This window comes from Pseudomonas sp. LG1E9, from assembly GCF_003290225.1.
GTDB classification, from domain to species: Bacteria; Pseudomonadota; Gammaproteobacteria; order Pseudomonadales; family Pseudomonadaceae; genus Aquipseudomonas; species Aquipseudomonas cyclaminis.
This window is the reverse complement of sequence record NZ_CP029983.1, coordinates 1148719-1172538: the sequence shown is the minus strand read 5'-3', so window position 1 is coordinate 1172538 and position 23820 is coordinate 1148719. Positions and strand designations below refer to the sequence as shown.

25 protein-coding genes are annotated in these 23820 nt (G+C 60.4%); 21 read left to right on the top strand and 4 right to left on the bottom strand.

The window, feature by feature from the left end:
* The first annotated feature begins 50 nt into the window (after positions 1 to 50).
* From argS to DNK50_RS05545, 9 genes are all read left to right on the top strand, one after another.
* Positions 51 to 1787, top strand: coding sequence for an arginine--tRNA ligase (gene argS, locus DNK50_RS05585; RefSeq protein WP_112193054.1), 1737 nt, complete (start codon positions 51 to 53; stop codon positions 1785 to 1787).
* A gap of 1 nt (position 1788) precedes the next feature.
* Positions 1789 to 2490, top strand: a complete 702-nt coding sequence (locus DNK50_RS05580; RefSeq protein ID WP_112193053.1) for an SPOR domain-containing protein — start codon at positions 1789 to 1791, stop codon at positions 2488 to 2490.
* 188 nt (positions 2491 to 2678) lie between these two features.
* Positions 2679 to 3209: an ATP-dependent protease subunit HslV gene (gene hslV / locus DNK50_RS05575; protein WP_010563201.1), complete on the top strand. Its 531-nt coding sequence runs from the start codon at positions 2679 to 2681 to the stop codon at positions 3207 to 3209.
* Positions 3210 to 3246: 37 nt separating this feature from the next.
* Positions 3247 to 4584 (top strand): ATP-dependent protease ATPase subunit HslU, encoded by a 1338-nt coding sequence (hslU, locus tag DNK50_RS05570; RefSeq protein ID WP_112193052.1) that lies wholly within the window; start codon positions 3247 to 3249, stop codon positions 4582 to 4584.
* Between the two features lie 148 nt (positions 4585 to 4732).
* On the top strand, positions 4733 to 5110 hold the full coding sequence (locus DNK50_RS05565) for a gamma-butyrobetaine hydroxylase-like domain-containing protein (RefSeq protein ID WP_099583804.1): 378 nt from the start codon (positions 4733 to 4735) through the stop codon (positions 5108 to 5110).
* Positions 5111 to 5358: 248 nt separating this feature from the next.
* Complete coding sequence (gene phaC / locus DNK50_RS05560) at positions 5359 to 7038, top strand: class II poly(R)-hydroxyalkanoic acid synthase (protein ID WP_112193051.1); 1680 nt, start codon at positions 5359 to 5361, stop codon at positions 7036 to 7038.
* A gap of 87 nt (positions 7039 to 7125) precedes the next feature.
* A complete protein-coding gene (gene phaZ / locus DNK50_RS05555) occupies positions 7126 to 7971 on the top strand; it encodes a poly(3-hydroxyalkanoate) depolymerase (RefSeq protein WP_017526534.1) in 846 nt (281 codons plus the stop codon).
* Positions 7972 to 8059: 88 nt separating this feature from the next.
* Positions 8060 to 9742, top strand: a complete 1683-nt coding sequence (gene phaC / locus DNK50_RS05550) for a class II poly(R)-hydroxyalkanoic acid synthase (RefSeq protein ID WP_112193050.1) — start codon at positions 8060 to 8062, stop codon at positions 9740 to 9742.
* 27 nt (positions 9743 to 9769) lie between these two features.
* Entirely contained in the window at positions 9770 to 10390 is a 621-nt protein-coding gene (locus DNK50_RS05545) for a TetR/AcrR family transcriptional regulator (protein WP_112193049.1), read from the top strand.
* 7 nt (positions 10391 to 10397) lie between these two features.
* Here DNK50_RS05545 and DNK50_RS05540 read toward each other — a convergent pair whose 3' ends face one another.
* On the bottom strand, positions 10398 to 11060 hold the full coding sequence (locus DNK50_RS05540; protein ID WP_112193048.1) for a response regulator transcription factor: 663 nt from the start codon (positions 11058 to 11060) through the stop codon (positions 10398 to 10400).
* Between the two features lie 370 nt (positions 11061 to 11430).
* On the opposite strand from DNK50_RS05540, the gene DNK50_RS05535 reads away from it, so the two are divergent.
* The 6 genes from DNK50_RS05535 (at position 11431) to DNK50_RS05510 (ending at position 17792) form a co-directional block, all read left to right on the top strand.
* Positions 11431 to 12009 carry a fimbrial protein gene (locus tag DNK50_RS05535; RefSeq protein ID WP_112193047.1) on the top strand — a complete coding sequence of 193 codons (579 nt, stop codon included), beginning with the start codon at positions 11431 to 11433 and terminating at the stop codon, positions 12007 to 12009.
* A 52-nt stretch (positions 12010 to 12061) separates the two neighbouring features.
* A complete protein-coding gene (locus DNK50_RS05530) occupies positions 12062 to 12832 on the top strand; it encodes a molecular chaperone (protein ID WP_112193046.1) in 771 nt (256 codons plus the stop codon).
* Between the two features lie 8 nt (positions 12833 to 12840).
* The gene (locus DNK50_RS05525) at positions 12841 to 13608 is read left to right on the top strand and encodes a molecular chaperone (protein ID WP_112193045.1); all 768 of its coding nucleotides are present in this window, start codon (positions 12841 to 12843) and stop codon (positions 13606 to 13608) included.
* Between the two features lie 159 nt (positions 13609 to 13767).
* Positions 13768 to 16302, top strand: coding sequence for a fimbria/pilus outer membrane usher protein (locus DNK50_RS05520; RefSeq protein ID WP_112193044.1), 2535 nt, complete (start codon positions 13768 to 13770; stop codon positions 16300 to 16302).
* 2 nt (positions 16303 to 16304) lie between these two features.
* Entirely contained in the window at positions 16305 to 17246 is a 942-nt protein-coding gene (locus tag DNK50_RS05515) for a fimbrial protein (protein WP_112193043.1), read from the top strand.
* Positions 17247 to 17264: 18 nt separating this feature from the next.
* Positions 17265 to 17792, top strand: a complete 528-nt coding sequence (locus DNK50_RS05510; protein ID WP_112193042.1) for a fimbrial protein — start codon at positions 17265 to 17267, stop codon at positions 17790 to 17792.
* Positions 17793 to 17862: 70 nt separating this feature from the next.
* Here the strand turns inward: DNK50_RS05510 and DNK50_RS05505 are convergent, their stop codons facing one another.
* The 3 genes from DNK50_RS05505 to DNK50_RS05495 form a co-directional block, all read right to left on the bottom strand.
* On the bottom strand, positions 17863 to 18792 hold the full coding sequence (locus DNK50_RS05505) for a phasin family protein (protein ID WP_112193041.1): 930 nt from the start codon (positions 18790 to 18792) through the stop codon (positions 17863 to 17865).
* A gap of 12 nt (positions 18793 to 18804) precedes the next feature.
* Positions 18805 to 19227 (bottom strand): phasin family protein, encoded by a 423-nt coding sequence (locus tag DNK50_RS05500; protein ID WP_099583819.1) that lies wholly within the window; start codon positions 19225 to 19227, stop codon positions 18805 to 18807.
* Positions 19228 to 19331: 104 nt separating this feature from the next.
* Positions 19332 to 19607, bottom strand: coding sequence for a polyhydroxyalkanoic acid system family protein (locus DNK50_RS05495; RefSeq protein ID WP_099583821.1), 276 nt, complete (start codon positions 19605 to 19607; stop codon positions 19332 to 19334).
* A 144-nt stretch (positions 19608 to 19751) separates the two neighbouring features.
* Between DNK50_RS05495 and ubiE the strand changes: the two genes are divergently transcribed.
* Genes ubiE through DNK50_RS05465 form a run of 6 tightly spaced genes read left to right on the top strand, consistent with a single transcriptional unit; the run spans position 19752 to position 23820 of the window.
* Positions 19752 to 20522: a bifunctional demethylmenaquinone methyltransferase/2-methoxy-6-polyprenyl-1,4-benzoquinol methylase UbiE gene (gene ubiE, locus DNK50_RS05490; protein WP_003171186.1), complete on the top strand. Its 771-nt coding sequence runs from the start codon at positions 19752 to 19754 to the stop codon at positions 20520 to 20522.
* Positions 20522 to 21145, top strand: a complete 624-nt coding sequence (locus DNK50_RS05485) for an SCP2 domain-containing protein (RefSeq protein ID WP_099583823.1) — start codon at positions 20522 to 20524, stop codon at positions 21143 to 21145. Before ubiE ends, DNK50_RS05485 begins: the two co-directional genes overlap by 1 nt.
* A complete protein-coding gene (gene ubiB, locus DNK50_RS05480; RefSeq protein ID WP_099583824.1) occupies positions 21142 to 22746 on the top strand; it encodes a ubiquinone biosynthesis regulatory protein kinase UbiB in 1605 nt (534 codons plus the stop codon). Before DNK50_RS05485 ends, ubiB begins: the two co-directional genes overlap by 4 nt.
* 41 nt (positions 22747 to 22787) lie before the next feature.
* Positions 22788 to 23180: a phosphoribosyl-AMP cyclohydrolase gene (hisI, locus tag DNK50_RS05475; protein WP_012721796.1), complete on the top strand. Its 393-nt coding sequence runs from the start codon at positions 22788 to 22790 to the stop codon at positions 23178 to 23180.
* A 2-nt stretch (positions 23181 to 23182) separates the two neighbouring features.
* Entirely contained in the window at positions 23183 to 23515 is a 333-nt protein-coding gene (locus tag DNK50_RS05470; protein WP_003209299.1) for a phosphoribosyl-ATP diphosphatase, read from the top strand.
* A 26-nt stretch (positions 23516 to 23541) separates the two neighbouring features.
* Positions 23542 to 23820 carry a twin-arginine translocase TatA/TatE family subunit gene (locus DNK50_RS05465; protein WP_017738835.1) on the top strand — a complete coding sequence of 93 codons (279 nt, stop codon included), beginning with the start codon at positions 23542 to 23544 and terminating at the stop codon, positions 23818 to 23820.

Here is a 23820-nt window from a genome sequence, read left to right as displayed (position 1 = left end):
TTTTCCACCTGCGCATCGCGCGCCGCCGCTTGCGGTCGAAAGAGAACACCATGAAAGACACCATTCGCCAGCTGATCCAACAAGCCCTCACCCAACTCGTCAACGAAGGTGTGTTGCCTGAAGGCCTGACGCCGGCGATCCAGGTGGAAAACACCCGCGACAAGACCCACGGCGACTTCGCCAGCAACATCGCGATGATGCTGTCCAAGCCGGCCGGCATGAAGCCACGCGACCTGGCGGAGAAAATCATCGCCGCACTGCCGGTCGACGAGAGCGTGACCAAGGCCGAAATCGCCGGCCCTGGGTTCATCAACTTCTTCCAGAACACCCAGGCATTGGCTTCGCGCCTCGATGCCGCCCTGGCCGACGCCAAGATCGGCGTGCGCAAGGCAGGTCCCGTTCAGCGCGTGGCCATCGACCTGTCGGCACCCAACCTTGCCAAAGAGATGCACGTCGGCCACTTGCGTTCGACCATCATTGGCGATGGCGTGGCACGGGTCCTGGAATTCCTCGGCGACACCGTGATCCGTCAGAACCACGTGGGCGACTGGGGCACCCAGTTCGGCATGCTGATGGCCTACCTGCAGGAAAACCCGATCACCAGCAACGAGCTGTCGGACCTGGAAAACTTCTACCGCGCCGCCAAAAAGCGCTTCGACGAGTCCGAAGAATTCGCCGACCGCGCCCGTGGCCTGGTGGTGAAACTGCAGGCCGGAGACCAGGAATGCCTGGCGCTGTGGGGTCGCTTCCGGGACATCTCGCTGTCCCACTGCCAGGAAATCTACGAACTGCTCAACGTCAAGCTGACCATGGCGGACGTGATGGGCGAAAGCGCCTACAACGACGACCTGATCAATGTAGTCAACGACCTCAAGGCCAAGGGCCTGCTGGTCGAGAGCAACGGCGCGCAGTGCGTGTTCCTCGAAGAATTCAAGACTGCCGACGGCGAGCCGCTGCCGGTGATCATCGTCAAGGCCGATGGCGGCTATCTCTATGCCACCACCGACCTGGCGGCCGTGCGCTACCGCAGTGGCGTGCTCAAGGCCGATCGAGCGCTGTATTTCGTCGACCAGCGCCAGGCGCTGCACTTCCAGCAGGTGTTCGAAGTGGCGCGCCGTGCGGGCTTCGTCACTCACCCGATGCTCATGGAACACATGGGCTTCGGTACCATGAACGGCGCCGATGGCCGTCCGTTCAAGACCCGCGACGGCGGCACCGTAAAGCTGATCGACCTGCTCAACGAAGCCCAGGACCGCGCCTACAACCTGGTGAAGGAAAAGAACCCGGAACTGGCCGAAGCTGACCTGCGCAACATCGCCCGCGTGGTGGGCATTGGCGCAGTGAAATACGCCGACCTGTCCAAACACCGCACCAGCGACTACAGCTTCAACTTCGAGCTGATGCTCAACTTCGAAGGCAACACCGCGCCGTACCTGCTGTACGCCTACACCCGCGTGGCCGGCGTATTCCGCAAGCTGGGCAAGGACTTCAGCGAAGTCGAAGGCCGGATCGTGCTGGACGCACCCCACGAACAGGAACTGGCCGCCAAACTGGCGCAATTGGGCGAAGTGCTGAACAGCGTCGGCGAAAAAGGCACGCCGCATATCCTGTGCACCTACCTGTATGAAGTCGCCGGCCTGTTCTCCAGCTTCTATGAGAACTGCCCGATCCTCAGCGCCGACGACGAAGCCCAGAAGCAAAGCCGCCTGCGCCTTGCCGCATTGGCCGGACGGACCCTCAAGCAAGGCCTGGAGCTGTTGGGCCTGGAAACTCTGGAGCGTATGTAAGTTGGCCGCCAAGAAAAAACCTGCACCCAAGCGCGGCGCCAGCCGCTACCAGGCCCCGGCAAAGAAGCCGATTCCGGGCTGGTTGTGGATGGCCATCGGCCTTTCGGTCGGTGCGTTTATCGTGTTCCTGATGAAGCTGGATCCTGGCCAGGGCGATGACGTCAAACGGGTCAAACAGGAGCAGCAGAAGGCCACCAAAATGGCCGAAGCCAATAAGACGGCGCCGAGCCCGACCGCACCCGTGAAGCCGAAATATGACTTCTATACCCTGCTGCCCGAATCGGAAGTGATCGTACCGCCCGACGCCGTGCCGGAGAAAACCCTGCCGACGCCACAAGTGCCGACCACTCCGGTTACGCCGGCTGAAGCCGCGAAGATCGACACCGCCCGCGCTCAAGCGGCACTGGCCGGCATCACCCCGCCGCCAGCGCCGCCAGTTGCCGAGACCAAAGCGGCGCCGGTGACCAAATTCTTCCTGCAAGCGGGCTCGTTCCCGAAACAGGCGGATGCGGATCGCGTACGTGCGCAGATCATTCTGCTGGGGCAAACGGTGACGGTGGAATCCGGCACGGTGAAGGACGCGACCTGGTATCGCGTGTTGGTAGGGCCGTTCAGCAACCGCGAACAATTGACCGTAGCGCAGAAGCAATTGGCTGGCGCCGGCTTTAGCAACCTGTTGTTACAACAACGCCAGAGCCGCTGATTCAGGCTCAACAGGGGTCAAATGTGGGAGGGCCCCCTCCCACATTGGTTTCTCGGTGTTCGCGAAAGTGTGTCAGACCAATAGACACCATTCGTCCGCCCTAACCACCCAAGGTTGAAATCACCCCCACCACCCCCATATCAGTTTCCATCAGGGCATTTTCGCCCCGCTGCGTGGAGACTCTCCCCTTGACCACCATCGTTTCAGTACGTCGCCACGGCAAAGTCGTCATGGGCGGCGACGGCCAGGTTTCCCTGGGTAATACCGTGATGAAAGGCAACGCGAAGAAAGTCCGTCGCCTGTACCACGGCCAGGTTCTTGCCGGTTTTGCTGGCGCTACCGCCGACGCCTTCACCCTCTTCGAACGCTTCGAAGGCCAGTTGGAAAAACACCAGGGCCACCTCGTACGCGCCGCTGTCGAACTCGCCAAAGAATGGCGCACCGACCGCTCCCTCAGCCGCCTGGAAGCCATGCTGGCTGTAGCCAACAAAGACGCGTCCCTGATCATCACCGGTAACGGCGATGTGGTTGAACCCGAGCACGGGCTGATCGCCATGGGTTCCGGTGGTGGCTACGCTCAAGCCGCGGCCAGCGCACTGTTGAAGAAAACCGATTTGTCGGCCCGCGAAATCGTCGAGACTGCCTTGGGTATCGCCGGTGACATCTGCGTGTTCACCAACCACAACTTCACCATTGAGGAGCAGGACCTCGCCGAGTAAGCCGTAGGCTTGTTCCCGCTTGAGGCCGCCAAACACTATGTCCATGACTCCCCGCGAAATCGTCCACGAACTCAACCGCCATATCATCGGCCAGGACGATGCCAAGCGCGCCGTTGCCATCGCGCTGCGTAACCGCTGGCGCCGGATGCAACTGCCCGAAGAACTGCGCGTTGAAGTGACGCCCAAGAACATCCTGATGATCGGCCCGACCGGTGTCGGTAAAACCGAAATCGCCCGGCGCCTGGCCAAGCTGGCCAATGCCCCGTTCATCAAGGTCGAAGCGACCAAGTTCACCGAAGTCGGTTATGTGGGCCGTGACGTCGAATCGATCATCCGTGATCTGGCCGACGCTGCCCTGAAGATGCTGCGCGAGCAGGAAGTGACCAAGGTCAGCCACCGCGCCGAAGACGCTGCCGAAGAACGCATCCTCGATGCCCTGCTGCCTCCTGCGCGCATGGGTTTCAATGAAGACGCGGCGCCGTCGTCCGATTCCAACACCCGTCAGCTGTTCCGCAAGCGCCTGCGCGAAGGTCAGTTGGATGACAAGGAAATCGAGATTGAAGTCGCCGAAGTCTCCGGCGTCGACATCTCGGCACCGCCTGGCATGGAAGAAATGACCAGCCAGTTGCAGAACCTGTTTGCCAACATGGGCAAGGGCAAGAAGAAAAGCCGCAAGCTCAAGGTGAAGGAAGCCTTGAAACTGGTGCGCGACGAAGAAGCCGGGCGCCTGGTGAATGAGGAAGAACTCAAGGCCAAGGCCCTGGAAGCGGTCGAGCAGCACGGCATCGTGTTTATCGACGAAATCGACAAGGTGGCCAAGCGCGGCAACTCTGGCGGCGTCGATGTGTCCCGCGAAGGCGTACAGCGCGACCTGCTGCCGTTGATCGAAGGCTGCACCGTGAACACCAAGCTGGGCATGGTCAAGACCGACCACATCCTGTTTATCGCCTCCGGTGCGTTCCACCTGAGCAAGCCAAGCGACCTGGTGCCGGAGCTGCAAGGCCGACTGCCGATTCGCGTGGAACTCAAGGCACTGACCCCTGGCGACTTCGAACGCATCCTCAGCGAACCGCACGCCTCACTCACCGAGCAGTACCGTGAGCTGTTGAAAACCGAAGGGCTGGGCATCGAGTTCCAGGCGGACGGCATCAAGCGCCTGGCGGAGATCGCCTGGCAGGTCAACGAGAAGACCGAGAACATCGGTGCTCGCCGCCTGCACACGCTGCTGGAGCGCCTGCTGGAAGAAGTGTCCTTCAGCGCCGGTGACCTGGCCGGTGCGCAGAACGGCGAGGTGATCAAGATCGACGCGGATTACGTTAACAGCCACCTGGGTGAATTGGCGCAGAACGAAGACTTGTCGCGCTATATTCTGTAAGCCTCACACACAACTGCTTTGCTTCAATGTGGGAGGGGGCTTGCCCCCGATGGCGGTCTGTCAGATAGATGTATGCTGACTGACACATGGCTATCGGGGGCAAGCCCCCTCCCACATTTTTAAGCCGGTTTATTCAGGATCACCTCATATGGCTAAGTTTCCTACTGCTGTAAACCTGCACAAAACCTCCAACACTCTCGGCCTCACCTATGGGCCCGATGAGGTGTACCAACTTCCCGCCGAGTTGCTGCGCACCCACTCGCCTTCCGCTGAAGTCCAGGGCCACGGCAAACCCATCCTGCAATTCGGCAAGCTCAACGTTAAGTTGATCAAGGTAGAACCGGCCGGTCAGTACGCACTGAAATTGACCTTCGACGACGGCCATGACAGCGGACTGTTCACCTGGGACTACCTCTATCAGTTGGCCGTGCGTCAGGACGCGCTGTGGGCTGATTATCTCGCCGAGCTCAAAGCCGCCGGCAAAACCCGCGACCCGAGTGAGTCGGTCGTGCGGCTGATGCTCTAGTCCAGGCCTCTCGCTCTTTAGAGGGCATTTTCTAATTTCATCTGTTTGAATGCCCTGTCGCGTGGTCAATGATTGGCCCGCTTGCGAAAAAAATTAAACTCGGGTAACCAATGGAACTGGCAAGTTCCCTGCATTTGACGATGCGGTATCAACGGTCACCCGAGTCGCAGTACCAGGCTTGTGTTGTGTATCGAAGGTGGTGCACAGCGGTACCCGGTACTCGTCTTTCGGACAATGGAGCGTCGTAGATGAGTAACAAGAACAACGATGACTTGAAACGCCAGGCCTCGGAAAACACCTTGGGGCTGAACCCGATCATCGCGTTACGCAAAAAGGATTTATTGGCCTCAGCGAAGATGGTGCTGACCCAAGCCATCAAGCAACCGTTGCACAGCGTCAAGCACGTCGCGCATTTTGGCATTGAGTTAAAAAATGTGATGTTCGGCAAATCCGAGCTGGTACCTGAGAGCGATGACCGTCGCTTCCACGACCCGGCCTGGAGCCAGAACCCGCTCTACAAGCGCTACCTGCAAACCTACCTGGCGTGGCGCAAGGAACTGCACGACTGGATCGGCGACAGCAACCTGTCGGACCAGGACATCAGCCGTGGCCACTTCGTGATCAACCTGATGACCGAAGCCATGGCCCCCACCAACAGCGCGGCCAACCCGGCGGCGGTCAAACGCTTTTTTGAAACCGGCGGCAAGAGCCTGCTCGATGGCTTGTCGCACCTGGCCAAGGACATGGTGCACAACGGCGGCATGCCGAGCCAGGTCAACATGGGCGCCTTTGAAGTGGGCAAGTCCCTGGGCACCACTGAAGGCGCGGTGGTGTTTCGCAACGATGTGCTGGAGCTGATCCAGTACAAGCCGATTACCGAACAGGTGCATGAACGCCCGCTGCTGGTGGTGCCGCCGCAGATCAACAAATTCTACGTATTCGACCTGAGCCCGGATAAGAGCCTGGCGCGTTTCTGCCTGCGCAACGGCCAGCAGACGTTTATCGTCAGTTGGCGCAACCCGACCAAGGCCCAGCGCGAATGGGGCCTGTCGACCTATATCGAGGCGCTCAAGGAAGCGGTCGATGTGGTCACGGCGATTACCGGCAGCAAAGACATCAACATGCTCGGCGCCTGCTCCGGCGGCATTACCTGCACCGCCCTGCTCGGCCACTACGCCGCGCTGGGGGAGAAAAAGGTCAACGCCCTGACCCTGCTGGTCAGTGTGCTGGACACCACACTGGATACCCAGGTGGCGCTGTTCGTCGACGAGCAGACGCTGGAAGCGGCCAAGCGCCATTCCTACCAGGCCGGCGTGCTCGAAGGCCGCGACATGGCCAAGGTATTTGCCTGGATGCGGCCCAACGACCTGATCTGGAACTACTGGGTCAATAACTACCTGCTGGGCAACGAACCGCCGGTGTTCGACATCCTGTTCTGGAACAACGACACCACGCGCTTGCCGGCCGCCTTCCACGGCGACCTGATCGAGTTGTTCAAGAACAACCCACTCGTGCGGGCCAATGCACTGGAAGTGTGCGGCACGCCGATCGATCTCAAGCAGGTTACCGCCGACATCTACTCCCTGGCCGGCACCAATGACCACATCACCCCGTGGCAGTCCTGCTACAAATCGGCGCAGTTGTTTGGCGGCAAGGTGGAGTTTGTGTTGTCCAGCAGCGGGCATATCCAGAGCATTCTCAACCCACCGGGCAACCCCAAGGCGCGCTACCAGACCAGCGACAGCCTCGCGGGCAAGCCACTGGAATGGCAGGAGAACGCGACCAAGCACACTGATTCGTGGTGGTTGCATTGGCAGGCGTGGCAGGCGGAACGGGCGGGCAAGCTGAAGAAGGCACCGACGACATTAGGCAATAAAACCTACGCCGCAGCCGAAGCGGCACCGGGCACCTATGTACACGAACGCTAAATTGAAATGCGGTCAAGTGTGAGAGGGGGCAAGCCCCCTCCCACATTTGGCCTGCATTCCAACCGTCACATCTCACAGGGCTTGAGCATGCCGCAACCGTTCATCTTTCGTACCATCGACCTGGATGGCCAGACCATCCGTACGGCGGTACGCCCAGGCAAGCCTCATTTGACGCCATTGCTGATTTTCAACGGCATCGGCGCCAACCTTGAGTTGGTGTTTCCGTTCGTCCAGGCATTGGACCCGGACCTGGAAGTGATCGCCTTCGATGTACCGGGCGTGGGCGGTTCGTCGACGCCCAAGCGGCCCTATCGCTTTCCCGGCCTGGCCAAGCTCACCGCACGCATGCTCGATTACCTGGACTACGGCCAGGTGAATGCCGTGGGGGTGTCCTGGGGCGGTGCGTTGGCGCAGCAGTTCGCCTACGACTACCCGGAACGCTGCAAGAAACTGATCCTGGCCGCCACCGCCGCCGGGGCCTTTATGGTGCCCGGCAAGCCGAAGGTGTTGTGGCTGATGGCGAGCCCGAGACGATACATTCAACCCTCCCACGTGGTGCGAATTGCGCCAATGATCTACGGCGGCTCGTTCCGCCGCGATTCCAAGCTGGCCGCCGAACACGCCAGCAAAGTGCGCTCGGCCGGCAAGCTGGGTTACTACTGGCAGCTGTTTGCGGGGCTGGGATGGACCAGCATTCACTGGCTGCACAAGATCCGCCAGCCAACGCTGGTGCTGGCCGGGGACGACGACCCGCTGATCCCGCTGGTCAACATGCGCATGCTCGCCTGGCGCATTCCCAACGCGCAGTTGCACATCATCGATGACGGCCACCTATTCCTGATCACCCGGGCCGAAGCCGTGGCGCCGATCATCATGAAGTTTCTGGAGGAGGAGCGCCTGCGCGCTGTGATTCATCCGCGACCGGCAGTGTAAGGACCGCACCGCCGCGCAACTTGCCAGGAACCGACTATGGTTCTGAATTGGCGTGCCTGTTGATGGCTTGACGAAGGAGTGTTGGCTCATGCGAGAAAGACCCGTGACGAACCCGGCGCCCACACCCGCCGCGTTCATCAACGCCCAAAGTGCGATCACCGGCCTGCGCGGTCGGGACTTGCTCTCCACACTGCGCAGCGTCGCTGCCCATGGCTTGCGCAACCCGGTGCATACCGCCCGGCATGCCCTGGCACTGGGCGGTCAACTCGGGCGCGTGCTGATGGGCGAGACGGTGCACGAGCCCAACCCAAGGGACAGCCGCTTCGTCGATCCGACCTGGACGCTCAACCCGTTCTATCGGCGCAGCCTGCAAGCCTACCTGAGCTGGCAGAAACAGACCCGCCACTGGATCGACGACAGCTCCCTGAACGCCGATGACCGCGCCCGTGCGCACTTCGCCTTCGCTTTGCTCAACGATGCGGTATCACCCTCCAACACCCTGCTCAACCCGCTGGCGATCAAGGAGTTGCTCAACTCCGGCGGCAACAGCGTGGTGCGCGGCGTGAGCAACCTGTTTGAAGATTTGCTGCACAACAACGGCCTGCCGCGCCAGGTCAGCAAACACGCCTTTGAAGTGGGCAAGACCGTCGCCACTACCCCAGGCTCAGTGGTGTTTCGCAATGAGCTGCTGGAGCTGATCCAGTACAAGCCCATGAGCGAAAAACAGTACGCCAAGCCGCTGCTGATCGTGCCGCCGCAGATCAACAAGTACTACATCTTCGACCTGAGCCCGGCCAACAGCTTTGTGCAGTACGCCCTCAAAAATGGCCTGCAGACCTTTATGGTCAGCTGGCGCAACCCGGATGTGCGCCACCGCGAATGGGGCCTGTCCACCTATGTGGCGGCGCTGGAAGAAGCGCTCAACGTCTGCCGCGCGATCACCGGCGCCCGCGAGGTCAACCTGATGGGCGCCTGCGCCGGTGGCCTGACCATCGCCGCCCTGCAAGGCCACTTGCAGGCCAAGCGCCAACTGCGCCGCATCTCCAGCGCCAGCTACCTGGTGAGCCTGCTGGACAGCCAGATCGACAGCCCCGCCATGCTGTTCGCCGACGAGCAAACCCTTGAAGCCGCCAAGCGTCGTTCCTACCAGCAAGGTGTGCTGGACGGCCGCGACATGGCCAGGGTCTTTGCGTGGATGCGCCCCAACGACCTGATCTGGAATTACTGGATCAACAATTACCTGCTGGGCAAGGAACCACCTGCCTTCGACATCCTGTACTGGAACAACGACAACACGCGCCTGCCCGCCGCGCTGCACGGCGACTTGCTGGACTTCTTCAAACACAACCCCCTGAGCCATCCCGGCGGCCTGGAGGTGTGCGGCACGCCCATCGACTTGCAGAAGGTGACAGTGGACAGCTTCAGCGTGGCCGGGATCAACGACCACATCACGCCGTGGGACGCGGTGTACCGCTCCACGCAATTGCTGGGCGGCGATCGGCGTTTCGTGCTGTCCAACAGCGGGCATATCCAGAGCATCCTCAACCCGCCGGGCAACCCCAAGGCCAACTACGTCGAAAACCTCAAGCTGAGCAGCGATCCACGCGCCTGGTACTACGACGCCAGTCATGTCGAAGGCAGTTGGTGGCCCCAGTGGCTGGAGTGGATCCAACAGCGCTCGGGCGTGCCGCGCGAAACCCTCACCGCCCTGGGCAACCAGAATTACCCACCGATGGAAGCGGCACCGGGCACCTATGTGCGGGTGCGCTGAGCTCAACGATCACATTAAGAAGACTGGATGAAGACCCGCGACCGAATCCTTGAATGTGCCCTGCAATTGTTCAACCACAAGGGCGAGCCGAATGTATCGACCATGGAGGTGGCCAATGAAATGGGGATCAGCCCAGGCAACCTCTACTACCACTTCCATGGCAAGGAGCCGCTGGTCATTGGCCTGTTCGAACGCTTTCAATGTGAGCTGGCACCGTTGCTGGACCCGCCCGCAGACGCACAACTGAAGGCGGAGGATTACTGGCTGTTCCTGCACCTGATCGTCGAGCGCATGGCCCACTACCGGTTTCTGTTCCAGGACTTGTCCAACCTGGCAGGACGCCTGCCGAAACTGGCCAAGGGCATTCGCAGCCTGCTCACGGCACTCAAACGCACACTGGCCTCATTGCTGGCTCGATTGAAGGCCGCGGGGCAGGTGGTCAGTGACACCCAGGCGCTGGGCCAGTTGGTGGAGCAGATCACCATGACGTTGCTGTTCTCGCTGGATTACCAGCGGATACTTGATCGCGAAGGTGAGGTAGGGGTGGTGGTGTATCAAATCATGATGCTGGTAGCGCCGCATTTGCTGTTACCGGCCCGGCTGGCGACAGAGCGGCTGGCATTGCGTTATCTGGAAGACACGGTTTGAAAACCCGTCAGCCAGGTTCGCCGAACTGCTGGGTAAACTTGAATAGTTCACTGTCGTTCTTGATGCCCAACTTTCGATAGGCCGATTGTTTTTGCGTACTGATGGTACTTGCACTGCGCGAAAACTTTGCTGCAATGGAATTCACCGACATCCCATCCAGAAAACACCGCAGTACTTCCTGTTCTTTGGGCGTGAGACACACATTCAACTGCATCGGCGTTGATACATCCTGCTTCGACTTCATATTCGCAACATGGGCAAAGGACTGCATGCCTTGCAACGCCGGCACCATACAAGGCTGCAAGTAAATGCGCCCTTGGGCGACCGTTCGGATAGCGGTAATCAGCTCAGTCAGATTCTGGGTTTTACCCAGAACGCCCCAGCAGCCTGCCTTCAAAGACAGCGATACCGTTGCAGGCGTGTAATGGGAACAGACAATCAAAGGCCTGCATTGGCGGAAGCGTCTATTCAACGCCTGGATCAGGCTGAGGCCATCGCTTTGCGACGGTGCCAGGATAAAGTCCATCACCACGACATCCGCCGGCCGCCGGCCCAGGGCGTCCAGCAGATCCCTGCCGGTCCCGAAGGAACCGATCACCTCAAGATCGGGCTCCATATTCAGGCTCAACTCGATGCCCTGGCGAACCATTTCATGGTCATCCAGCAACATCACGGTACACGTATTGCCTTTTGAAGTTGGCATTCCAGACTCCCGCATAAGCAAATACAGCGCCGCACACAGCCTGTTTATTACCTGAGCCAAACACAGGCTTCAATACTGCACAGCAATATATAGCGCTGCATCTTACAGAGTTCCCTTACAGAACTTTCTTATAACAACTTTTATGCCACGCCATGCCCTCGTAAAATTTTTAAATAAAACAATACACTTTCGAACTATCTCGAACCAAAACTCGATACATCTCTATAGATGAAATTCACTTTTCGATACAAATTATGTCACCCACCACATGCCAAGCATTCAGAACACCGCGCTTTACCGGTGGCAATTACCCAAGTCATTCACAACTGGACACTCCATGAAACTCATCGCTTTATCCCACGTTGCCGCAGCTCTGACCTTGGCTGGCGCTGTCTCACACTCTGCGCATGCCGCTGATGGCGTTATCAACTTCAGCGGCCTGGTGACGGATGTGACCTGCACGGTCGAAGGGGCTGAACCGGGCGCGGGCAAGGTGGTCAAGGACGTCAACCTGGGTGGCGTGTCTGCCGCACGCCTGGCGACGGCGGGGAATCGCGCCAACCTGACGGGCTTCACCCTTCGTATTGGCGCGCCCGGCGAGGGCAGCTGCACCAACAGCCGCACCGCCATGGTTGCCTTTGACCCGACCAGCCCGGCCATCGACGTGGCCACCGGGCGCTTGAACATCGACGGTTACGACGACCCGTCCGACACCACCCACGCCAAGAATGTGCAGGTCGAAGTGACTAACCGTGATGGCTCGCCCATTAATGTCTACACCGAGAAATCGGCAGGCGTGGTGATCGCCGACAACCAGGCCGTTATCCCGCTGGCCGCGCAAATATACGCAAGCGGGCCCGCTAGCGAAGGCAAGGTCAGCACCCGCGTTGGCTTTACGATCGAATACGCCGAGTAAGGCCGGGCAAGCCTGTGTATGCATGCCGCCTTATGCCATGAGACTTCAGACGATGAAAAAAACAGCCTGGCTTGCTGCCTTTGCGTTTGGCGTGTTGTTGCCACTGGCGCTGCCCTCCCATGCCAGCGTAATTATTCACGGCACGCGAGTGATCTACCCTGTCGGACAACCGGAGGTCGTGGTGCGCCTGGAAAACAAGGGAAGCCGCCCCGCACTGGTACAACCCTGGCTGGACAGGGGCGACCGGCACTCCACACCGGCGACTACACAGGTGCCGTTCACGCTGTCGCCATCAATCTTCCGGATCGAGCCCTACCAGCAACAGGCGCTGCGCCTGCGCTACACCGGCGAACCACTGCCCAACGACCGCGAAAGCCTGTTCTGGCTGAACATCCTGGAAGTACCACCGCGCGCGCTGGATGCGGCGCAAAAAAACCAGATCGAACTGTCATTTCGCACCCGTTTGCGCGTGTTCCTCAGGCCACAGGCACTGCCCTATACCGTTGGCAACGCCCCGGAAAAATTGCAGTGGGCACTGGTGGCCCACGAACAAGGCTTTGCCCTGCAGGCTACCAACCCCACGCCCTACCATATTTCACTGGCCTCACTCGACTTGCTGAGCGACGGCAAACGGTTCAGCAAGGCGCCCAGCAAGGACGCCAACGACGGCCTGTTGCTCCCGGCCGGTGACGTGAAACTGTTTGTGCTGCCGCTGCTGCGCAATCGCCCCCGTGGCGCAAGCAGCATCGAATTCACCACCGTCAGTGACTTTGGTGCCCGGGTACGCCACTCGGCGAATCTGTGCACCTCTTGCGCAGGATGACTTTTCGCATGAAGACCGCTTCCCTTTCACACCGGCTGGCCAAGCTGCTGACAGCGGTGGTTGTGCTGTTCGCCAGCCACGCCCCGTATGCGAGCGTCGTGATCCACAGCACCCGAATTGTCTACCCGCAGGCCGCCAGGGAGGTCACCGTCAGGCTCGACAGCAAGAACCAGACACCGGTACTGGTGCAGACCTGGCTGGACGATGGAAACGAATACTCGACGCCGGACCTGGCCGGCATCCCCTTTGTGGTCACGCCGCCGATCTTTCGGATGGAGCCCGGAAAACAACAGGTTGTGCGCCTGGCCTACACCGGAGCAACGCTTGCGGCGGCGCAGGAAAGCCTGTTCTGGTTCAACCTGCTGGAAGTGCCCTCGCAGTCGCCAGACGCCCAACAAGGCAATCAGTTGCAGTTGGCTTTTCGCTCCCGGATCAAGCTGCTTTATCGTCCATCGACCCTGCCTTACGACGTCAACGCCGCGCCTGGAAAACTGCAGTGGCGCGTCGTATCCACGGGGCAAAACCAGGCATTGGAAGTCTATAACCCAAGCCCCTACCACATGACCTTCGAGCAGATTGAAGTGCAGGTAGCCGGGCAGCGTCATCCCCGCGAAACATCGGCTTCAAGTGCCGCAAACATGGTGATTCCGGGCGGGCGCAATCGCTTTGAGCTGCCCAGCCTCAAGACTCCGCCGAGCAGCGCTGCGACCGTAGCGTTCGAAACGCTCGACGATTTTGGGGTCAAGGTCCAGCACAACGCCAAGGTCTTGCCATGACGATGTAGACAGGCGGCCTTCACCGTAGCTTCCCGACGTTCAGCCATCCGGCTGGCCAGGCCACGCGCTTCATCACACACCTTCTGCTGACGCCCATTTGATGGGGCAGGGACGCCCCATGCCGCCGGTTGGACAGCGGCTGTTTTTGAGAACGTAAACATGAGTTTTAAACTTACAGCGCACTGCCTGCTGCTGGTGAGTGGCGCGCACGCCATGGGTGCCCACGGGGCTGAGCCTGTGGAATTCAACCCCGCCTTCTTTGCAACGGATGCGACCGGGGTGCGGGTTGACGTATCAAAGTTCAACCAAGGCAATGTCACCCTGCCCGGCAACTATCGCACCGACGTGCACCTCAACGGCCAGTGGACAGGCCGTGAAACCCTGCACTTCGTCGCCGTGAACGGTCAGAAGGCCGCACAACTGTGCCTGGAGCGCGATGCACTGCTCAGGTTTGGCATCAACCTGGACACGGTCGCACAGCGGCCTGTCGAAGCCGGTCAGACACCGGCCGCCCCGTTTGCCCGCTGCGCGGATATTGCGACTTACCTGCCCGGCGCCAGCAGCGAGTTCGACTCCGGCGAAAACCGCCTGGACCTGCAGGTTCCGCAGGTTTACCTGGCGCGCAAGGCACGGGGCTATGTCGACCCGCAGCAATGGGACCACGGGATCAATGCCGCCTTTGTACGCTACAACGCCAACACCTTTGCCACCCAGACGAATGGCCGCTCCATCAGCTCCCAGTATCTGGGCCTCAACACCGGGCTCAACCTGGGCGACTGGCACTGGCGCCACAACGGCAGCTACAGCCGCTCCACGCTCGGTTCCGGTTATCAAAGCAACGCCACTTACGTGCAGCGCGAATGGAGCACGTTGCGCTCACAGTTGATCGCGGGCGAGATCTACACCCCCGGCGAACTGTTCGACAGCGTGCGCCTGCGCGGCGCCAGCCTGTTCAGCGATGACCGCATGCTGCCCGACTCCCAGACCGGATTTGCGCCCGTGGTACGCGGCGTTGCCGAGACAAATGCGCGCGTCACGGTGCGCCAGCGCGGCGTGCTATTGGACGAAGTGTCGGTAGCGCCTGGCCCCTTCGTGCTCAACGACTTGTTCCCCACCGGGTACGGTGGCGACCTGAACGTCACGATCACCGAGGCCGATGGGCGCCAGCGTGAATTCATCGTGCCGTTCGCCGCCAATGCCCACCTGCTGCGCCCAGGTTTCAGCCGCTACTCGTTGAGTCTCGGGCGGCTGGATGAGATCGGCCTGCGCCACCCGCCAATGCTGGCGCAGGCCACTTATCAGCAGGGTCTGAGCAACCTGCTGACCGGGTACACCGGCGGGGTGATGGGCGATGACTACCGCTCACAGTTGCTGGGCACCGCCTTCAATACGCCGCTGGGCGCACTCTCGCTAGACCTGACCTATTCCGACGCCCACTTGCCGGGGCATGGATCACGTAAGGGGCAAAGCCTGCAACTGCGCTACAGCAAGAATTTCGCCGATACCGGCACCCACTTTGCCCTCGGCGCGTACCGTTATTCCACCGAGGGCTTCCTGAACGTGGGCGATGCGGCACGCATCCGCGACTTCGCCCTCGACGGGGTGCGCCTGGACAACGTATCGCGACTGCGCGACCGAATGGACATCAGCCTCAACCAGAGCCTGAAGCAAGGCGCGGTTTACCTGACGGGCTCATCACAGAACTACTGGAACCGTAAAAGCGGCAACCTGACGTTTACCGCCGGGTACAGCGGCACCTGGAGGCGACTGCACTACACCGTGAGTGCGCAGCGCAACCGGGACCTGCTGAGTGAGCGGGTCGACCAGCAAGTAGACTTCACCCTGAGCCTGCCGCTGGGCAGCGACGCGCACGCGCCAACCTTGACCACCACGGCCTACCGCGGCGATCAAAGCAGCGGCGAACGCCTCAGCCTGGGCGGTAGTCTCGGCGAGCGCAGTGAACTCAGTTACGGCCTGGGGGCCAGCCGAACGCTCGGCAGCGGTAACGCCACAAGCGCAGACGTGAAATACCAGGCGAACCCAGGGGTGCTGTCCGCCAGCTACGGCCAGAGCAACACGTATCGCACAACCTCGTTTGGCATGACCGGCGGTCTTGTCGCCCACCCGGACGGCGTGACCTTCGCCCCAGAACTGGGCGACACCATCGGCATCGTCCAGGCACCCGACGCCCTGGGCGCGCGGATCAACGGCAACCACAGTGCACAGGTCGGCAAAAGCGGCTTCGCCGTGGTACCTCACCTCACGCCTTATCGCCAGAACGTCGTTGAACTGGACCCCAGGGATCTGTCCGTCGACGTCGAACTCAAGACCGCCGCGCAAAACGTCGCGCCTCGCGCCGGGTCGGTGGTGAAGGTGCAGTTTGAAACCGTCAGCGGCCAGGCCCTCTTGATTACGGCGCGGCGCGAGGATGGCAGCCCGTTACCGTTCGGCGCGGATGTATTCGATGAAGACGACGCCAGCGTCGGCGTGGTCGGCCAGGGCGGCAAGGCCTTTGTCCGCGTGCCTCGCACGCAGGGGCAGTTGACGGTCAGGTGGGGATCCAGCCCCCGCGCCACCTGCAGGCTGCGCTACCACCTCGACGTTCAACCAAGCACCGAGGGCGCCAACCGATTGCGGCAATTGGACTCTGGCACTTGCCGGGCCGACAAGGCCTATTCCTCACTGCGAGACTGACGATGAAACACTCCCTGCAATTTATCTCCACACTCCTGGCCCTCGTTCTGCCGATCGCCGCTCATGCAGACTGTGACCGGTATATGAACAGCACGCTCACCCTCAATCTGCCTGACACGATCACCGTCCCGGCCGATCTACCTATAGGCGGGGAAATCATCAGTCGCGCATTCAGCGGAACCGCACCTGCCTTTTTCGCGGTCTGCAGGGACGCGCACCTGAGGATTACCGGGCGATTCCTCAACATGCCTCCGGTCCCCCCGTTCCATCGCACCGAAGCGCCAGGTGTAGGTGCACGTCTGCGCATCACCAGTGCCGGGGGATTCACCAATTTTTTTGGAATGCACACTCAACCAGGCGCGCCCTCAAGTGGAACAGCCCCCAGCCTCACCGCCGCAGAATTGAAGCTCTACAAAATCGCAGCTGTCGCCGATGGGGTGGTACCAGCCGGAGAAATCTGGTCAGCCAAAAGGGACGGACGCCCAGACGGTTTTACCCTGCGCCTGGGTAACTCTGTTCGTTTTGTCACCCCTGGCGCCACCTGTGACCTGGCGACCGGTGACGTCAACCGTACGATCTCGCTCGACCCGATCAAAGTCAGCGCCCTTCAAAACGCCACCTATACCGGCGAACGCCAATTCGATCTCACCGCCCACTGCACCAACGCATCCAATGTCACCTTTCGCTTTTCAGGCACACCCGCGCCAGGGCATGAAGCGCTTTTTGCCAATACCGGCACTGCTCGCGGAGTAGATGTGTGGCTTTACTCCCGCATAGGTGGAGGGATCCAAAATATCGGCGCCAACGGCGATAACAACACGCGCACGGTGGTGGTTGATAGCAACCGCGCCGTCTTGCCGCTGGGCGCTGCTTATCACAAAAACGGCACAGTCACCCCGGGCACTCTTGTCAGTACCGCCACCGTCAACATTACCTATAACTGAAACCCCGAGACCCCTTTGATGAGCATTCGAACACTCACCCTGCTGCTGGCAATCACGGCGAGCCTGATAACCCATACTGCACAGGCCGAGACCACGGGCACCTTGACCTTTATCGGGCAAGTCAACGCCGGCACATGCAACCTGGCCGCCGGCGATGAGAACCGCAACATCACGCTGCCGACGGTCAAGGTCTCTGACTTCGATGCAACCCCCAGTACGGGCGCGTTTGATTTCGAGGTCTCTGCCGACTGCGAGTCGGATATACGTAACGTGACGTTTCTGTTCGCAGGAAAAGCCTCCGCCGGCAACGCCGAGCTTTTTTCCAACACAGGGACCTCCAAGGGGACCGCCCTTCAACTGGTACACCGCGTCTCCCCAGCTTTTGTCATTCCCGCCAACGGCACCCCCGCCCAGCGCAGCCGCAAGGTGGCAACGAGCAGCCACAAAGCGGTGATCCCCCTCACAGCGGCGTACCACAAAACCGGTGCGGCGATCACCCAAGGCACCCTGGCCAGCGCGGTGACCGTTTCGATCACCTACAACTGAACAGAGGCTGGAATCACGCGCAAAAAAAAGCCCGACCTTTGCAGGCCGGGCATTTTTTGTCCCGAAAGGATCAGGACTGACTGGATGGCGTCGGGGTTGCCGGCGTTGCAGTCGGGGCGGCAGCAGGTGCTGGCGCGGACACCGAGTTGGCTGTCGAAGCGGTTGGCGCTGGCGTTGCAGGCTTGGCGGCTACGGCCGGCTTTGGCGCTGCTGGTTTTTTCGCGACTGCTGGCTTCTTCGCGGCCGCTGGCTTCTTCGCAGCTGCTGGTTTTGCAGCAGGCTTGGCCACCGCCGGTTTGGCAGCAGCTGGTTTAGCGGCTGGCTTGGCGGCTGCGGTTTTAGCAGCAGGTTTGGCTGCCGGTTTGGCGACGGCCTTCACTGCAGGTTTAGCCGCAGGCTTGGCAGCGGCTTTGGCAGCCACTGGTTTGGCTTTGGCGGCTGGCTTGGCAGCGGCCTTAGCTGGCGCCTTGGCCGCAGGTTTTGCAGCTGGCTTGGCGGCGGCTTTTACCAGAGGCTTGGCGGCAGTTTTAGCGGCGGGTTTGGCAGCAGCCGTTTTAGCGACTGGCTTGGCAGCCGGCTTAGCCGCAGCGGCTTTAGCCGGGGCGACTTTGGCACCGGTGAGTTTTTCGATTTGCTTGGTCAGGGTATCGACCTTGCTGTGCAGCGTTTTCAGCTCGGCCTTGCTCGGCACACCCAGTCGCGAAATGGCACTGTTCAGACGCTTGTCGAAAGTCTCTTCCAACTTGCCCCAAGTGTCAGAAATACTCGACTTGGCAGAACCGGCAGTTGCCTTGGCCGCTTCAACTTTTTTACCAACCGTGGTTTTGGTCAACTTCTCGGCTTTCTCGCCGTCCTTGACCAAAGTCTCGAAGTACTTGCCGCCGTCACTGCTAACCTTCGAGTACACGCCTAAACCAGCAAGCCAGATCTTACGGGAATATTTTTCAACTTCCCCGACCCACGAGCTGCCTTCTTTCTGAGTAGTCTTTTTAACAGCCATCCCGATGTCTCCTTAGTGTTTACGCGCGACACGTTCGAGCAATGCCGTCAGCTCTTCGAGCTTAGCAGAGAGTGTCTCCACGTCATGTTTAGACGCAATGCCGATTCGATTCAAGGCACTGGCTACACGAGTATCAAAAGCTTTTTCAACTTTATCCAGCTGAACTTCTACCAGACCTTTGACGGCAGAGACATTACTCTTTACTTGGTCAATCTGACTGTTGGCGGCATCAAGTTGTTCAACTGCAACTTTTTTGCCTTTGCTTTCAACATGTTGACCGCTCTTTACGAGCTCTTTGAAGTACTCGCCACCCTCACTGCCGACCTTCGCATAAGCACCGAGACCGGCCAGCCAGATCTTGCGGGCGTAGGTTTTAACGTCAGTCAGGACACCGGTCTGAACGTCGATTTTTTTCTTCAGGATAACTTTGGCCATGGTGCACCTCACGCAGATCGGGGGAGAGGAACGGCCCACAGGAGTTGAGGGCCTGGGCACAAAGTAGGCTGGAAAATTAGAATCGGCACCCTAAGAACAATCGGTCAGGCCAGCGCCTTATCCAGGGCTTTCTCGATTTCAGACTTGATCGTGCCGCTCATGGCCGACATCAACAGCCCCAACTCCACATCGATACGCAGCGAATCATCCGCCACTAATACAGTGCCTTTAACCCCGGAACGCTTGAGGTTCAAGGTGTCGCCGGACCACGAAGGCTCCAGGCCATATTGTTCCTTGAGTTTGAGCGCCAACTTCTCGGCCTTTGCCCGTGCGCCTTCTTTACCCAGGGAATGTGCACGCTCAACGGTGATACGGGCCATTGCAATGACTCCTCTTTATAGGGATTTGCCTGCCTTCAATGCGGCAAAAGGTCTCGGTGGGCACCTATCTTACCTGCAGCCTTGCCAAGACAAAGCAGGCCTTGGGGATTATCATGTCCCGCATTCTCTTTTGGTGACAGCGATATGACTGATCAGCGCAAAGGCAGCGATGCCGAACCCACCACTCACTTCGGCTTCAAGAACGTCCCGGAAAGCCAGAAAGCGGAAAAAGTCGCAGAGGTGTTTCACTCCGTCGCCGCCAAGTACGACCTGATGAACGACGTGCTCTCCGGCGGCATGCACCGCCTGTGGAAGCGTTTCACCATCGAGTTGTCGGGCGTACGCACCGGCAACCGCGTGCTGGACATCGCCGGCGGTACGGGCGACCTAGCGGCCAAGTTCTCCAAGCTCGTCGGCCCGACGGGTCAGGTGGTACTGGCGGACATCAACGGCTCGATGCTCAAGGTTGGCCGTGACCGCCTGCTCGACAAGGGCGTGGCCGGGAATATTGAATTCGTCCAGGCCGACGCTGAAAAGCTGCCGTTCCCCGACAACCATTTCGACTGCGTGACCATCGCCTTCGGCCTGCGCAACGTGACGCACAAGGAAGACGCGATCCGCTCGATGCTGCGCGTCCTCAAGCCGGGTGGCCGCCTGTTGGTGCTGGAGTTCTCCAAGCCGACCAACGCGCTGATGTCCAAGGTCTACGACACCTATTCCTTCGCCTTCATGCCATTGATGGGCAAGCTGATCACCAACGACGCCGAGAGCTACCGCTACCTGGCCGAGTCGATCCGCATGCACCCCGACCAGGAAACCCTGAAGTCGATGATGGTAGAGGCCGGTTTCGACCGCGTGACCTACCACAACATGACCTCGGGCATCGTCGCCCTGCACCGCGGCATCAAGCCCTGATGCTGTTCGCAGGCCTGCTCGCCAGCGTCGAACACGGCCTCAACCGTGTGCTGCGCCTGGACAGTACCGCCCTGGCGCGGCTCGCGCATTTGAATGGCAAGGTGATTGCCGTCGATTGCACCAGCCCCGCCTTGCAGCTGTTTATCCTGCCCAGCGACGAAGGCCTGCTGCTCGCCAGCCAATGGGCCGCCGACGCCGACTGCACCCTGCGTGCGCCGGCATCGAGCCTGTTGCACCTGGCCTTGAGCCGCAACAAGACCGCCATCCTGCACAGCCCGGAAGTGGCGTTGGAAGGCGACAGCGCGGTGCTGATGGACCTGGCCGCCGTGCTGCAAGACCTGGAGCTGGATTGGGAATACGAGCTGTCACGCTGGATCGGCCCCGTGGCCACCCAACTGATCAGCGGGCACCTGCGCAGCCGCACGCGCTGGTACCAGCAAGGGTTCGCCAGCCTCAACCAGAACCTTGCCGAATACCTGAGCGAAGAATCGCGCACCCTGGTCGGAGAACGGGAAGCGCAAGCGCGCTTTCGCGAACTCGACAAGGCCAAAATCGACCTGGAACGCCTTGAGGCCCGCTTCGAGCGCCTGAGCCGTTCCCTTGATCCAAGCGATAACGCATGAAGCTGCTCGCCGTCCGCCGTTTGTTTCGTATCCAGCGCGTCGTAATCCGCTACCGCCTTGATGACCTGCTGTTCGCCCTGCCACTCCCGTGGTTCCTGCTGGCGGTGCGCTATGTGCTGCCGTGGCGCTGGTTCCCGCGCAAGCAACTGGAGCTGAGCCGGGGTGCGCGTCTGCGTCTGGCGCTACAGGACCTGGGGCCGATCTTTATCAAGTTCGGGCAGATCCTCTCGACGCGCCGCGATCTGCTGCCCGAAGACATCGCCGACGAACTGATGCTGTTGCAGGACCGCGTGCCGCCGTTCGACTCCAAGCAATCGATGGCGTTGATCGAAGAACAGCTGGGCAAGAAGATCAGCGACGTCTTTACCCGCTTCGACGTCGAGCCGCTGGCCTCAGCCTCCGTGGCACAAGTCCACGCCGCGCAGCTCAAGACCGGCGAAGAAGTGGTCGTGAAGGTAATTCGCCCCGGTCTCAAGCCGATCATCGGCCAGGACCTGGCATGGCTGTTCATCCTCGCCCGCGCCGCCGAACGTTTCTCTGCCGATGCGCGCCTGCTGCACCCGGTGGACGTGGTCGCCGACTACGAAAAAACCATCTACGACGAACTCGACCTGCTACGCGAAGCTGCCAACGCCAGCCAGCTCAAACGTAACTTCGAAGGCTCGCCGCTGCTGTACGTGCCGCAGGTGTATTGGGACTGGTGCCGCCCCAAGGTGCTGGTGATGGAGCGCATCTACGGCGTGCAGGTCACCGACCTCGCGACCCTGGCCGACCAGCGTACCGACATGAAGATGCTCGCCGAACGCGGCGTGGAGATCTTCTTCACCCAGGTGTTCCGCGACAGCTTCTTCCACGCCGACATGCACCCCGGCAACATCTTTGTCAGCACCGTCAACCCGTGGAGCCCGCAGTATATTGCGATCGACTGCGGCATCGTCGGCAGCCTGACGCCGGAAGACCAGGACTACCTGGCGCGCAACCTGTTCGCCTTCTTCAAGCGTGACTACCGCCGAGTGGCGCAGTTGCACATTGATTCAGGTTGGGTTCCGGCGGAAACCAAACTCAACGAGTTCGAAGCCGCTATCCGCACCGTATGCGAACCGATCTTTGAAAAACCGTTAAAAGATATCTCCTTTGGCCAGGTGCTGATGCGCCTGTTCCAGACGGCGCGGCGCTTCAATATGGAAGTGCAGCCGCAGTTGGTCCTGCTGCAAAAAACCTTGCTCAACATCGAAGGCCTGGGCCGTCAGTTGTACCCGGACCTCGACCTGTGGAACACCGCCCAGCCGTTCCTGGAACGCTGGATGCGCGAGCGCATGAGCCCGAAAACCGTGCTGGGCAACCTGCACAGCCAGATGGAGCAACTGCCGCACCTGGCCAACATGACCCGCGACCTGCTGGAACGCATGTCCCAGCCCCACGCCAAGGACCCGGAACCACCATGGCGCAAGCGCAAGGACGACTGGTTCCTGCGCCTGCTCGGCGCGGCGCACCTGGTGGGCGGGGTGATGCTGGCGATTGGCGGGCCGTTGAATCAATTGGGCCACTGGCCAGCGGGGATCATGGTCGCCGTGGGTGTTTATCTGATCGTGCGTCGATAGCCAATCCGGTTATACACTGTCGCAAATTGCCGGAGCCGAACATGAAAGACTGGCTGGACGAGATCAAGTGGGACAGTGACGGCCTGGTGCCGGCCATTGCCCAGGACTACAAGACCGGGCGCGTGCTGATGATGGCCTGGATGAACCGCGAGGCCCTGAGCCTCACCGCCACTGAGCAGCGCGCCATTTACTGGTCACGTTCGCGTGGCAAACTGTGGCGCAAGGGCGAAGAGTCCGGGCACGTGCAGACCCTGCACGAGATGCGCATCGACTGTGACGCCGACGTGGTGATCCTCAAGGTCGAGCAGATTGGCGATATCGCCTGCCACACCGGCCGTCACAGCTGCTTCTACCGCGTATTCGAGAACGGCGAATGGAAGGTTGTAGAGCCGGTGCTCAAAGACCCGCACGCCATTTACTCCGCAGGACACTGATCATGAGCGATACCCTGAACCGCGTGGCCCAGGTGCTGGAAGACCGCAAAGGTGCGGACGCCGACAGCTCCTACGTCGCCAGCCTGTACCACAAGGGCCTGAACAAGATTCTGGAAAAGCTCGGCGAAGAGTCCGTCGAGACGATCATCGCCGCCAAGGACGCACAAATCAGCGGCGACTGCAGCGATGTCATCTATGAGACCGCTGACTTGTGGTTCCATAGCCTGGTCATGCTCGCCCAACTGGGGCAGCATCCACAGGCCGTACTGGATGAACTGGACCGTCGCTTCGGCTTGTCCGGGCATGCCGAAAAGGCCTCGCGCCCGTCCGCTTGAATAACTAAGACTAGAGGATTTGCAGCATGGGCATTTTTGACTGGAAGCACTGGATCGTCATTCTGGTGGTCGTGGTACTGGTGTTCGGCACCAAGAAACTCAAGAACCTGGGCACCGACGTGGGCGAGTCGATCAAGGGCTTTCGCAAAGCCATGAACGACGACGAAAAGCCTGCCGACCCAGCCGCCAATCCGGTGCCGCCGGCCCAGCCGGTGCATCCGCAGGCCGCCCAGCCGATCACCGAGCGTCGCACCTTCGACGTGCAGGCTGAGAAAGTCGAAGAGCCGACCCGCAAAGACTCGTGA